Annotated in this window: 13 protein-coding genes; 2 read left to right on the top strand and 11 right to left on the bottom strand. The window is 66.5% G+C overall.

Going from position 1 to position 11,848, the window contains the following annotated elements; genetic code table 11:
* Nucleotides 1-8: 8 nt before the first annotated feature.
* Both P0086_RS23565 and P0086_RS23560 read right to left on the bottom strand, forming a co-directional pair.
* Complete coding sequence (locus P0086_RS23565) at nucleotides 9-560, bottom strand: YceD family protein (RefSeq protein ID WP_148189776.1); 552 nt, start codon at nucleotides 558-560, stop codon at nucleotides 9-11.
* 28 nt (nucleotides 561-588) lie between these two features.
* Nucleotides 589-1,191: a ubiquinol-cytochrome C chaperone family protein gene (locus tag P0086_RS23560; RefSeq protein WP_275790477.1), complete on the bottom strand. Its 603-nt coding sequence runs from the start codon at nucleotides 1,189-1,191 to the stop codon at nucleotides 589-591.
* Nucleotides 1,192-1,296: 105 nt separating this feature from the next.
* Between P0086_RS23560 and P0086_RS23555 the strand changes: the two genes are divergently transcribed.
* A complete protein-coding gene (locus tag P0086_RS23555) occupies nucleotides 1,297-1,764 on the top strand; it encodes an outer membrane protein assembly factor BamE (protein ID WP_112597697.1) in 468 nt (155 codons plus the stop codon).
* A 76-nt stretch (nucleotides 1,765-1,840) separates the two neighbouring features.
* Here the strand turns inward: P0086_RS23555 and P0086_RS23550 are convergent, their stop codons facing one another.
* From P0086_RS23550 to ribH, 4 genes are all read right to left on the bottom strand, one after another.
* The gene (locus tag P0086_RS23550) at nucleotides 1,841-3,976 is read right to left on the bottom strand and encodes a sodium-translocating pyrophosphatase (protein WP_112597695.1); all 2,136 of its coding nucleotides are present in this window, start codon (nucleotides 3,974-3,976) and stop codon (nucleotides 1,841-1,843) included.
* Between the two features lie 190 nt (nucleotides 3,977-4,166).
* Complete coding sequence (locus P0086_RS23545; protein ID WP_275790473.1) at nucleotides 4,167-5,390, bottom strand: MFS transporter; 1,224 nt, start codon at nucleotides 5,388-5,390, stop codon at nucleotides 4,167-4,169.
* Between the two features lie 9 nt (nucleotides 5,391-5,399).
* A complete protein-coding gene (nusB, locus tag P0086_RS23540) occupies nucleotides 5,400-5,882 on the bottom strand; it encodes a transcription antitermination factor NusB (RefSeq protein WP_112597691.1) in 483 nt (160 codons plus the stop codon).
* Nucleotides 5,879-6,340 carry a 6,7-dimethyl-8-ribityllumazine synthase gene (gene ribH / locus P0086_RS23535; RefSeq protein ID WP_112597689.1) on the bottom strand — a complete coding sequence of 154 codons (462 nt, stop codon included), beginning with the start codon at nucleotides 6,338-6,340 and terminating at the stop codon, nucleotides 5,879-5,881. Before ribH ends, nusB begins: the two co-directional genes overlap by 4 nt.
* Before the next feature lie 217 nt (nucleotides 6,341-6,557).
* On the opposite strand from ribH, the gene P0086_RS23530 reads away from it, so the two are divergent.
* Nucleotides 6,558-7,070: a cupin domain-containing protein gene (locus P0086_RS23530; RefSeq protein WP_148655396.1), complete on the top strand. Its 513-nt coding sequence runs from the start codon at nucleotides 6,558-6,560 to the stop codon at nucleotides 7,068-7,070.
* A gap of 96 nt (nucleotides 7,071-7,166) precedes the next feature.
* Here the strand turns inward: P0086_RS23530 and P0086_RS23525 are convergent, their stop codons facing one another.
* From P0086_RS23525 to glyA, 5 genes are all read right to left on the bottom strand, one after another.
* Nucleotides 7,167-7,976, bottom strand: a complete 810-nt coding sequence (locus P0086_RS23525; RefSeq protein WP_275790468.1) for a Hint domain-containing protein — start codon at nucleotides 7,974-7,976, stop codon at nucleotides 7,167-7,169.
* Between the two features lie 207 nt (nucleotides 7,977-8,183).
* Nucleotides 8,184-8,804, bottom strand: a complete 621-nt coding sequence (locus P0086_RS23520) for a riboflavin synthase (RefSeq protein WP_112607954.1) — start codon at nucleotides 8,802-8,804, stop codon at nucleotides 8,184-8,186.
* A complete protein-coding gene (ribD, locus tag P0086_RS23515; RefSeq protein ID WP_275790465.1) occupies nucleotides 8,786-9,913 on the bottom strand; it encodes a bifunctional diaminohydroxyphosphoribosylaminopyrimidine deaminase/5-amino-6-(5-phosphoribosylamino)uracil reductase RibD in 1,128 nt (375 codons plus the stop codon). Before ribD ends, P0086_RS23520 begins: the two co-directional genes overlap by 19 nt.
* A gap of 2 nt (nucleotides 9,914-9,915) precedes the next feature.
* The gene (gene nrdR / locus P0086_RS23510) at nucleotides 9,916-10,395 is read right to left on the bottom strand and encodes a transcriptional regulator NrdR (protein ID WP_112597679.1); all 480 of its coding nucleotides are present in this window, start codon (nucleotides 10,393-10,395) and stop codon (nucleotides 9,916-9,918) included.
* Between the two features lie 8 nt (nucleotides 10,396-10,403).
* On the bottom strand, nucleotides 10,404-11,702 hold the full coding sequence (gene glyA, locus P0086_RS23505) for a serine hydroxymethyltransferase (protein WP_112597677.1): 1,299 nt from the start codon (nucleotides 11,700-11,702) through the stop codon (nucleotides 10,404-10,406).
* Between the last annotated feature and the right edge of the window lie 146 nt (nucleotides 11,703-11,848).

Here is an 11,848-nt window from a genome sequence, read left to right as displayed (position 1 = left end):
AAGCCCATTCAGCTCTTTTTCCAATCCTTTAAAGCGGCAAACGGCGACGGTTTTGCATCATCGGCCTCCGTGCTCTCCACATGCGCGGAAAAGGCCGCCCCGTCCTTGCGCGGATAGGGATCGATGGCCATGGCCGCATATTCGGCGGCGACGGCGCCGACGTCGATCGTGTCGCCGTGGAAGATCTCGGGGCTGTCGGGCCCGTCCGGGTCGAGCAGCATCTCGCCGGTGTCGCTCAGCGGCGCACGCGCCAGCTTGGAGCCCTCCGGCACGAAGATCGCGTCGATCGGCTCGTCGATCGTCGATGCGACCGGCTCCAGGGTGACGACGCAGGTCTGCACGATCTCGGTCGCGACCCTGCCCTTCAGCCTGACGCCGTCCTTCTTCCAGCGCCGGATCTCGAACTCGGCCGCAAAGCCCTTGACCTCCAAGACATCCCACTGGCCGGCCAGCAGGCGGCATTCCGCAGCATCGGCGGCGATCTTCACCGTCACCGGGTTGGCCGAGATGTGCCCCACCTTGACGGGATAGGAGAAGGGTTGGTCTTCGCTCTTCTTCATGGTCTTTTTCCTCAGCCGGCGTCCCGTCTCAGACGGCGCCACCTGCCGGAGGCAGCCTTGCCTCCCCGGTTTCGATGACGGCTTCATCCAATGCCGTCAGATGCGTTTCGGCGGCAAAGAGATAGCGGGCGAGATCGTGCATGTCGGCGCCGCCCTCGCCTTCCTCCGGATAGATATTGCGTTTCAGCGCCTGCGCAAGGGCCGCCTCGTCGCCGCCATCGAGCGCCGCCGCATAGGCCTCCAGCCGCCCGTAGAAGCGGCCGGCGAGCTTCTTCATCCGCTTGGGCACGCCGACGTCGCTGATGCCGAGCTCGCGGATCGAGTGATCGATGTCCTGGAAGAAGGCGTCGACGATCTGCTGGGCGATCTCCTGGCCGGAGGTGGCCGAGGCGCGGGTGCGGCGGAAATAGAGAATCATCACCGCCGACAGCATTTCCAGCCGCCCCATCACCGTGTCGGGAACGCCGAGCGCTTCATAGAGGTAAGGCTGCCGGGCAGCCGCCGTCAGGTGGGCGTACTGGCGCTCGACGATGCGCTGGTTCGCGTTTTTTTTCCTGAGCAGGCCAAAAATCATCATAACGCCCAGTTTTGGCTGATTGAAGAAGCGAGCGCTGCCAGTGTCGTGTTGCATGACAGCCGAAGCTGGTTTACCGAAGCATCCACGAATTGCAATGGCTTGAGGGCCATCTTAGCCTCAAGGGGATTGTCGTTGAAGAGACGCTATTTTGGGACTGACATGAATTTGCTCCGCAGCACCACCATTGCCCTGATCCTTTCCTCCACCGTGCTTGCCGGCTGCCAGACAGGCGAGATCCTGAACCAGGGCTATGTGGTCGACGAGCAGACGCTCGCGCTTGCCCCGGTCGGCTCGTCGCGCGAGCAGGTGCTGTTGTCGCTCGGCACGCCCTCCACGACGGCGACCTTCGATACGGAGGTGTTCTACTACATCTCGCAGAAGCGGTCGCGCCCGGTCGCCTTCATGAAGCCGAAGCTGATCGAGCAGAGCATCCTGGCCGTCTACTTCAACAAGGACGGCAATGTCGATCGCCTGGCGAACTACACGATGAAGGACGGCGTGCCGTTCGACATGATCTCGCGCACCACGCCGACCGGCGGCGTCGAGCAGACCTTCCTCGGCCAGCTGCTGAAGGGCGGCGCGGACCCGAACACGGCGATCCGCAACGCGCTCAGCCAGCCGCAGTAACGGCGTCACCACCGCATGCAGAAAGGCCGCGAAGCTTGCGCTCCGCGGCCTTTTTCGTTCACGGCTCGCCGTTCGCTCAGGCGAGGACCGCCAGGAGCAGCAGCGCCACGATGTTGGTGATCTTGATCGCCGGGTTCACCGCGGGGCCAGCCGTGTCCTTGTAGGGGTCGCCGACCGTGTCGCCGGTGACGGAGGCCTTGTGCGCCTCCGAGCCCTTCATGTGGCGGTGGCCGTCCTTGTCGACGAAGCCGTCCTCGAAGCTCTTCTTGGCGTTGTCCCAGGCCCCGCCCCCGGACGTCATCGAGATCGCCACGAACAGGCCGTTGACGATGACGCCGAGCAGCGAGGCGCCGAGCGCCGCGAAGGCCGAGGCCTTGGAACCGGAGATCAGGAGCACGCCGAAATAGACGACGAGCGGCGCCAGCACCGGCAGGAGCGAGGGCACGATCATCTCGCGGATCGCCGCCTTCGTCAGAAGGTCGACGGCGCGGCCGTAGTTCGGCTTGTCCGTGCCCTGCATGATGCCGGGCTTCTCCTTGAACTGCTTGCGCACCTCCTCGACGATCGAGCCGGCGGCGCGGCCGACGGCGGTCATGGCGATGCCGCCGAAGAGATAGGGGATGAGCCCGCCGAAGATCAGACCCGCCACCACGTAGGGGTTGGAGAGGTCGAAGGAGATCTCGCCGATCCCGGCAAAGTACGGGTAGCGGTCCGCATTGGCGGCGAAGTAGGCCAGGTCGTTCGAATAGGCGGCGAACAGCACCAGCGCGCCGAGGCCGGCCGAACCGATCGCGTAGCCCTTGGTGACGGCCTTGGTGGTGTTGCCGACCGCATCGAGCGCATCCGTCGACTTGCGCACCTCCGGCGGCAGGTGCGACATCTCGGCGATCCCGCCTGCATTGTCGGTCACCGGGCCGAAGGCGTCGAGCGCCACGATCATGCCGGCGAGGCCGAGCATGGCGGTAACCGCGATGCCGGTGCCGAACAGGCCGGCGAGCTGGTAGGTGGCGATGATGCCGCCGACGATGACGATCGCCGGCAGCGCGGTCGATTCCAGCGAGACGGCGAGGCCCTGGATGACGTTGGTGCCGTGGCCGGTGACGGACGCCTGGGCGATCGAGTTGACCGGGCGCTTGTTGGTGCCGGTGTAGTACTCGGTGATGACCACGATCAGGGCGGTGACGACGAGGCCGAGCAGGCCGCAGACGAACAGGTTCGCACCCGTGACGTCGACGCCGCCGCCCATGCCGATCGAGCCCCAGCCGATCGTCAGCGAGGTCGCCGCCGCAAGGCCGAGGATCGACAGCAGGCCGGTGGCGATCAGCCCCTTGTAGAGCGCGCCCATGATCGAGCTCTTGGTGCCGAGCTTGACGAAGAAGGTGCCGATGATCGAGGTGATGACGCAGGCCGCGCAGATCGCCAGCGGATAGGTCATCGCCGCCGCCAGCACCGGCGTGCCGGCAAAGAAGATCGCCGCCAGCACCATGGTCGCCACGACGGAGACCGCATAGGTCTCGAACAGGTCGGCCGCCATGCCGGCGCAGTCGCCGACATTGTCGCCGACGTTGTCGGCGATGGTCGCCGGGTTGCGCGGGTCGTCCTCGGGAATGCCGGCCTCGACCTTGCCGACGAGGTCGCCGCCGACGTCCGCACCCTTGGTGAAGATGCCGCCGCCGAGACGGGCGAAGATGGAGATGAGCGAGGCGCCGAAGCCGAGCGCCACGAGCGAATCGATGACCTCGCGGGAGGCCGGATCATGGCCGAGGACCGCCGTCAGGTAGTAGTAGTAGATCGACACGCCGAGAAGGGCGAGGCCGGCGACCAGCATGCCGGTGATCGCGCCGGACTTGAAGGCGATCTCGAGGCCGGCCGCAAGGCTGACCGACGACGCCTGCGCCGTGCGGACGTTGGCACGGACGGAGACGTGCATGCCGATGAAGCCGGCCGCACCGGAAAGCACCGCGCCGATCAGGAAGCCGACCGCGGCGGTGGACGACAGAAGAAGCCAGGCGGCGATGAACACGACGACGCCGACGAATGCGATGGTCTTGTACTGGCGGGTGAGATAGGCCTGCGCCCCCTCCCGGATATAGCCTGCAATTTCCTGCATGCGGGCGTTCCCCTGATCGGCGGCAAGCACCGACCGCGTCGCCCAGATGGCATAGACCACCGAGAGCAACCCGCATGCGATAACGCCCAACAATATGGCCATTTCGCTATTTCCTCCTGTGAAGCCGCAGGTCCCAGCGCTGCGGCCATAAAAAACGCCAGCGGCCCGCTTGCCTCCTCACAAAACGGGCGGTTGACGACAGGGGGCAGAGTGCAAGTGCGAATCGCCCGCGTCAAGACGCAGCCGCCAGATCACATTGATCGGCGTGGCTTATCCTCCTGAACGCTTCGGATCAGCGGGCGTGCGGCCGGGCGCGGTAGAGCAGCATCAGAACGAGGAGCAGGCTGACGCCCGTCACCGGCCAGAAGACGAGGTTGATGGTCTGCCAGCCGTAGGCGTTGAAGACCTTGCCGGAGGAGAAGGAGGCGAGCGCGACGGTGCCGAACAGCACGATGTCGTGGAAGCCCTGGACCTTGTCGGCCTCATGCGGGCGATAGCTGGAGGCGACGATCGTGGTGGAGCCGATGAAGCCGAAATTCCAGCCGATGCCGAGCAGGATCAGCGCGCCCCAGAAATTCCAGAGCGCGATGCCCATATGGGCGATCGCCGCACAGGCCATCAGGATCAGTAGGCCGGCCGCGACCACCTTCTCGCTGCCGAAGCGGTTGATCAGCATGCCGGTGAAGAAGCTCGGCGCGAACATGGCGAGCACGTGCCACTGGATGCCGAGGGTGGCGAGTTCCGGCGAGAAGCCGCAGCCGATCACCATGGCGAGCGGCGCGCCGGTCATCATGAAGGTCATCAGCGCATAGGTGGCGATGCCGCAGACCATGCCGGTCAGGAATCGCTGGGTGAGCACGATCTCGGCGAGCGGGCGAACGGCTTCGGCATGCCCTGCCCGCGATGCCGACATCGCCGGCAGCCGCAGCATCAGAAACAGCACGATCGCCGCCAGCGACAACGGCACCAGCGCCACGAAGGCGCCGGCAAACAGCACCGGCTCGAACAGGTCCTTGGTGAAGATCACGAGTTGCGGACCGAGAACGGCGGAGACGACGCCGCCGGCGAGGATCCAGGAAATCGCGCGCGGCTTGTAGAACGACGGCGAGGCATCGGCCGCGGCAAAGCGGATCTTCTGGGTGAAGCCGGCGGAAATACCGATCATCAGGAAGCCGGCGGCCATCAGCCAGAAATCGGAGCGGAACAGCGCGATCGCCGCGAGCAGGCCGCCGGAGGCTCCCAGCAGGGCGCCGGCGATGAAACCGTTGGCGCGGCCGAGGGCGCGCGCGAGGATCGCAACGAGCATCGCGCCGAGCGCCACGCCGATGTTGAAGCCGGTCAGGGGGGCGGTTGCGAGCGACTTGTCGTCGCCGAGCATCTGGTAGCCGGCAAGGCCGCCCACGGAAAAGACGATCGGCCCGGACGAGGCGAGGATCGCCTGGGCCGCGGCCAGCAGGAAGACGTTGCGGCGCGCTGCGGATAGTTCACGCTCCAGTCCTTCCACCGCCACCGTCATCGCGGGCTCCTATGCCTTGCGTTCGCCGCGGACCTGCTTGGCAATGCGGTCCAGAACCGCGTTGACGAGCTTCGGTTCGTCGTCCTCGAAGAACGCCTTGGCGATCTCGACATATTCGGTGACGATCACGGCGACGGGCACGTCCTTGCGCTCGAGGATTTCGAAGACGCCGGCGCGCAGGATGGCGCGCACGGTGGCATCCAGCCGCGACAGCGCCCAGTCGTCCTGCAGCGCGCCGCCGATCAGGGGATCGAGCTTGCGCTGGTCGCGCACGACGCCGGAGACGATCGAGCGGAACCAGGCGGGGTCCGCCTTCAGATAGGTCTCGCCGTCGATCTCCTGGCCGAGGCGATGCGCCTCGAATTCGGCGACGATCTCGAGGACGCCCGCGCCGCTGATGTCCATCTGGTAGAGCGCCTGAACGGCGGCCAGGCGGGCAGCCCCGCGCTGGTTTGCCTGTCTTACCGGCTGGTCCGATTTGTCCTTGGTCACGATACGCCGCCCAGTTTCTTCTTCAGTTCGATCATCTTCAGGGCCGCGCGCGCGGCAAAGCCGCCCTTGTCGCCCTCCGAGCGGCGGGCGCGCGCCCAGGCCTGCTCGTCGTTCTCGACCGTGAGGATGCCGTTGCCGATCGGCAGGCTCTCGCTGACGGTCAGGTCCATGATGGCACGGCAGGACTCGTTGGCAACGATGTCGAAATGGTAGGTCTCGCCGCGGATGACCATGCCCAGCGCCACGAAGCCGTCATATTCCGTGCCGCCGTAGTCCATGCCGTCGAGCGCCATGGAGATCGCGCCCGGGATCTCGAGCGCGCCCGGAACGGTCACCACGTCGTAGGTCGCGCCGGCCGCATCGAGCGCCGCCTTGGCGCCGTCGAGCAGGGCGTCGGACATGTCGTCGTAGAAGCGCGCCTCGACGATGAGGAGATGTGGGTTTTCAGCATTTGCCATGGGTCACCCGAAACGTTGGAAGAGTGGCGCGCGCATCGTCGCGGCAGAGGCGCGGTCAAACCATGCCGGACGGGCGATGGCAAGGAAATTCGCACATATCTGTGCAAATCGCGCAATCCGTGCGCATTGTGGCGCCGTCGCGATCCAGGCCGACGCGCCGATCGCGATCGCGGATTTCGGGGCGAAGGCATCACAGCCCCCACCGGAGGAAACAGGCATGGCCAAGACACCGAAACCGATCGTCAACCCGGGCCGGGCGACGCTCGATCACTGGACGAAGGGCAGCCTCTACGAATCGCGCGACATCGCGTTCGGCAGGCTGCTAGGACTGAAGGACCTCGGGATCGGCTACAGCGAGGTGCCGCCCGGCAAGTCCGGCTGTCCGTTCCACAACCACCACGTGGAGGAAGAGCTGTTCATCATCCTGGAGGGCACCGGCACCTACCGCTTCGGCAGTGCCCGCCACGAGGTCGGCCCCGGAGACGTGCTCGGCGCGCCGGCCGGCGGGCCGGATACGGCGCATCATCTGATCAATACCGGCGACGTGCCGCTGAAATACCTGTCGATCTCGACCATGGCGGCGACGGAGATCTGCGAGTATCCGGATTCCGGCAAGTTTCTCGCCAAGACCCGGACGGTGGCCGGCGGGCCTGCGGATTTCCGCTACATCGGACGGACGGAGACCGCCGTCGACTATTGGGAGGGCGAGCCGGGGGCGGACGAGGCGTAGGACGGACGCTTCGCCAGCCGCAAACGCATGAACAGCCGCGGTCCGCGGCTGTTCTCGGGGTCGGACTGGCTCCCGCCGAGGGAGCCCTCTATCGGTTCAGGCGAGTGTCCTGGCGCGCTCGGCCAGCCGCTCATGCGCATCGCCGATCGGGTCGTCGACCTTGGCGAACGGCATCACCACCGAACGAAGCAGCGCCTGGAGATGATCGCGGCCGCGCTGGTGAACGACCGGGGCGAAGGACGCCATGGTGAGCGTGGCCGCATCCGGCATGATCCTCGTCACTTCGGCGAAGTTCGAGAAGATCTCGTAGTTCGCGGCCTCGATGCGGAAGGTCTCGACCGGCGCGCCCTCGGCGAGCACGACCTCGTGGCTGTCCAGCAGGATGTGGAAATAGTCGGCCGTATCCTGCCCCTTCGGCATTGCCGGAGCGATCGAACGGCCGTTGGCCAGGTCCTTGGCCTGCATCAGCACGCCGTCCACATGCAGGTGGTGGTAGGGCGACAGATACAGATCCCTCGTCGGGACACCGTCTGCGAGCGCGCCGCGGGCGATGCGGACCGGCATCACGTCGCGCGTCCATGCGGCGCCGGTGCGCTTGAAGGTCTGCCGGCCGATCCAGCGAACGGGCATGCTCTTGCCGGTCACCGTCGTCACACGATCGCCGACACGAAGGTTTTCGATGAGGACTTCGCCTTTCGGGGTCGCAATCGCCGTGCCGCGCAGGAAACAGCGCGGTCCCCAGCCCGGCTTGCCATTGCGTCCGCGATGGGCGAGCGCGCTGCCGGGAAGGATGCCGGATGCCAGAACGCCGATGGCCGCGACCTTTGCCCCTGCCGCCGCTGCGGCGCCGAGGAAGTTGCGCCGCGTCCTGTTCAGGCCGGAGCCCCGCTTACGACTTGTAGACATAGTAATCTCCCTGCCTCTCACGATCCGCTACCGTACACAGCACATCCTGCCGCAATCAGGGATGTTAAGGAACATGCGTCCCGCATGCCCCCCGCCCCAACTACGGCGAAGCCGGTTGCAGCGGAGGAGGTAGGGATACGCCTTTGGGAGGCAGGGGTAGAGCGAAGGTGATAGCCGGGAGCGGGCTCCAGACCTCGAACGAACGATCTAGCTCGTCCGGGCGGCCGGAAACTCGGCAAGTCGGGCGGCATAGCGGGCCATGGTGTCGGCCTCGAAGTTGACGAAGTCGCCGACCCGGCGCTCGCCCCATGTCGTCACCTCCAGCGTGTGCCGGATCAGCAGGACGTCGAAGACGTCGCCGTCGACGCTGTTGACCGTCAGCGAGGTACCGTCGAGCGCGACCGAGCCCTTCGGCGCGACGAAGCGTTCGAGGCCGGCGGGGGCGCGCAGCGTGTAGCGGGTGGCATCGCCCTCGGCCTCGACGGACAGGATCTCCGCCTTGCCGTCGACATGGCCGGAGACGAGGTGGCCGCCCAGCTCGTCGCCGATCTTCAGCGAGCGCTCGAGGTTGATGCGGCTGCCGGCCGTCCAGCTTCCGATCGTGGTCAGCCGCAGCGCCTCCTCCCAGGCCTCGACCTCGTACCAGCGTTCGTTCGAGCCCGGCTCGGGAAGCGCCGTCACCGTCAGGCAGGTGCCGGCATGGGAGATGGAGGCGCCCATGTCGATCGTCGCGGGGTCATAGGCGGTTCCGACGCGCAGCCGGACGCCCTCGTTCATCGGTTCGACGCGCTCGACGGTGCCGACATCCGTTACGATTCCAGTGAACATGACAAATCTCTCTCGTATTCTTCGAAATGGTCGGGACCGAGCGCCAGACTGCGCACCAGCGAAAAGCCGGCAGGCGCCACTCCCGGTACAAGTGGGGATCGGACCCCGCCTTCGCCAACCGGCACCGCACCCCGGTAGAGATGAATGCGATCGACCAGGCCCGCTTCGAGGAAGCTCGCGGCAACGGTGGCGCCGCCCTCGACGAGAAGGGAGGAGATGTCGCGCGATGCCAGCCCCTGCAGGAGCACGTGCAGCTTGCGCGGGTCGCACTGCAGCACCTCGACGCCGGCCTCGTCCAGCACCGAACGCCGGGCGAGAAACGCCTTGTCGGTGACATCGTCGAACCGCGGCGGCTCCGCCGCCACCGCGATCACCGGCACCGCGCGCGCCGAAAGCGCCAGCTTGCCGTAGGGCGGCAGCCTCAGGTCGTGATCGAGGACGATGCGGATCGGGGAGCGGTCCGCAAGGCCCGGCAGGCGGCAGGTCAGTTCCGGATCGTCCGCCCTGGCCGTGCCGATGCCGACCAGGATGGCATCGCTCTGGGCGCGCAGGACCTGGACCTGGCCGCGCGCCACGGGGCCGGTGATGGCCACCTGCCCGGCGCCGAGCCGGCCGATCATGCCATCGGGCGAAACGGCAAGCTTGAGCGTGACATGCGGGCGTTTCTTGACCTGGCGCGTGAGATAGGCGGCAAGCGCCCGGCGGCCCTCGACCTCCAGGACGCCGGTCCGAACGGCGATGCCGGCCGCCTGAAGCATCGCAAGCCCCCTGCCGGAGACGCGCTCATCGGGATCGGTGACGGATACGACGATCCGCGCGACGCCGGCCTCGATCAGCGCATCGGCGCAGGGCGGCGTCCGGCCGTGATGGGAGCAGGGTTCGAGGCTCACATAGGCGGTGGCGCCGCGCGCCCCCTCGCCTGCCGCCGCAAGCGCGATGCGCTCGGCATGCGGGCGGCCGCCGACGTCGGTGACGCCTGTGGCGAGCACGGTGCCGTCCTTCACCAGCAGGCAGCCGACGGAGGGATTGGTGCCGGTGCGGCCGAGATTGCGCAGGCTCAGCCGGATCGCGGCGGCCATGAAGCGCTGGTCTTCCGCCGCATCCGTCATGCTCAGCCCTCGTCTCCGGGGTCGCGCGCGATCTTGGCGGCGACCTCGGATAGTGTCTTTTCGAAGTCGTCGACGTGGGAGAAGTCGCGGTAGACGGAGGCGTAGCGGACGAAGGCCACGTCATCCAGCGCCTTCAGCGCCTCCAGAACCTGCAGGCCGATCTGCTCGGAGGAAATCTCGGTCTCGCCCGAGCTCTCCAGCCTGCGGACGATGCCCGAGACCGCGCGCTCGATCCGGTCGCGGTCGACCGGGCGCTTGCGCAACGCGATCTCGAACGACTTCATCAGCTTCTCGCGCTCGAAGGGGGCCTTCCTGCCCGTCTTCTTCAGCACCATCAGCTCGCGCAGCTGCACCCGCTCGAAGGTGGTGAAGCGGCCGCCGCAATCCGGGCAGATGCGGCGACGCCGGATGGCGGCCCCGTCCTCTGCAGGACGGGAATCCTTCACCTGGGTATCTTCCGAGGCGCAATAGGGGCAGCGCATGCTCGTCCTTACATGTAGGGATACATGGGGAAGCGGTCGGTCAGCTTGACCACCTTCTCCCGGACCGCTGCCTCGACGGTGGCGTTGCCCTCGTCGGAGTTGGCGACCTTCAGGCCATCCAGGACCTCGACGATCAGGTTGCCGATCTCCTTGAACTCGGCCTCCTTGAAGCCGCGGGTGGTGCCGGCCGGCGTGCCGAGGCGGATGCCGGAGGTGACGAAGGGCTTCTCGGGGTCGAAGGGGATGCCGTTCTTGTTGCAGGTGATGTAGCCGCGACCGAGCGCTGCCTCGGCGCGCTTGCCGGTGGCATTCTTCTTGCGCAGGTCGACCAGCATCAGGTGGTTGTCGGTGCCGCCGGAGACGATGTCGAGGCCGCCGGCGATCAGCGTCTCGGCCAGCGCCTTGGCGTTCTTGACGATCTGGGCGGCGTAGTCCTTGAACTCGGGCTTCAGCGCCTCGCCGAAGGCCACCGCCTTGGCGGCGATGATGTGCATCAGCGGGCCGCCCTGCAGGCCCGGGAAGACGGCCGAGTTGATCTTCTTGGCGATGTCCTCGTCATTGGTCAGCACGACGCCGCCGCGCGGGCCGCGCAGCGACTTGTGGGTCGTGGTGGTGGCGACGTGGCAATGCGGGAACGGCGAGGGATGCTGGCCGCCGGCGACGAGGCCGGCGATATGGGCCATGTCGACCATCAGGTAGGCGCCGACCGAATCGGCGATCTCGCGGAAGCGCTTCCAGTCCCAGATGCGCGAATAGGCGGTGCCGCCGGCGATGATCAGCTTCGGCTTGTGCTGCTCGGCCTTGCGCGCCACGTCTTCCATGTCGAGCAGGTTGTCGCCCTCGCGCACGCCGTAGGAGACGACGTTGAACCACTTGCCGGACATGTTGACCGGCGAACCGTGCGTCAGGTGGCCGCCCGAGTTGAGGTCGAGGCCCATGAAGGTGTCGCCGGGCTGCAGCAGCGCCAGGAACACCGCCTGGTTCATCTGCGAGCCGGAGTTCGGCTGGACGTTGGCGAAGTTGACGCCGAACAGCGTCTTGGCACGCTCGATCGCCAGTTCCTCGGCGATGTCGACATACTGGCAGCCGCCGTAGTAGCGCTTGCCCGGATAGCCCTCGGCGTACTTGTTGGTCATGATCGAGCCCTGGGCCTCGAGCACGGCGCGCGAGACGATGTTCTCTGACGCGATCAGTTCGATCTCATGGCGCTGGCGGCCGAGTTCCTTCTGGATCGCGCCGAAGATGTCCGGATCGGTATCGGCAAGCGAGCGGGAGAAGAATGCTTCGGTGTTGGAAGAAAGGCTCATCCTCGAGGCTCCTGTAAGACGGTGGCACGGTGTTTATCGTCCTCGCATGGCAAGGGCAATATCCGCTGTGCCGATTGCGGCATTTCCAGCCTGGCTTTGAAATAAATACGACACGCGTAGCCCTGCGGAACGGAAAAGGCCGCGCA

Source organism: Mycoplana sp. MJR14, from assembly GCF_029210525.1.
Taxonomy (GTDB): Bacteria; Pseudomonadota; Alphaproteobacteria; order Rhizobiales; family Rhizobiaceae; genus Mycoplana.
Note: the sequence above shows the minus strand (reverse complement) of the source record. Positions and strands in the feature narration are given on the sequence as shown.